Here is a 333-nt window from a genome sequence, read left to right as displayed (position 1 = left end):
ACTCCCAAACTAGGTAATGTTGCTAACGACACTGAAGAAGACATCGGCCTTACCACTACTGGCGGTACCGCTCGTTCTAACTTGATGTCTGCTGTTAATATCGGTGGTGCCGCATTTGCAACTGGTGCTGGCACTCTAGAAGCTACTTTGGGTAACCGTGCCAATAAAGACATCGCTGGTGCTGTCATTACTCAATCTCGTGATGCACAAGGTGTATGGACCTGCACCATTAACGGTTCTAACGCTCCAGGTTGGAAATCTAAGTTCATCCCAACTGGTTGTACAAGTAACTAATAACAAATCCAACTTTGGGCTACCAAACACCACTCCTTA

1 protein-coding gene is annotated in these 333 nt (G+C 46.2%); it reads left to right on the top strand.

Annotation, left to right across the window (positions count from 1 at the left end; all coding sequences use genetic code 11):
* Nucleotides 1-294, top strand: a 294-nt coding sequence (locus IM753_RS12895) for a pilin (RefSeq protein WP_194109460.1), incomplete at its 5' end; no start/stop codon positions are given.
* Nucleotides 295-333 lie beyond the last annotated feature (39 nt).

The sequence above is a fragment of the Moraxella sp. K127 genome (assembly GCF_015223095.1).
Classification (GTDB): domain Bacteria; phylum Pseudomonadota; class Gammaproteobacteria; order Pseudomonadales; family Moraxellaceae; genus Moraxella.
This window is presented reverse-complemented; position numbering and strand designations above follow the sequence as displayed.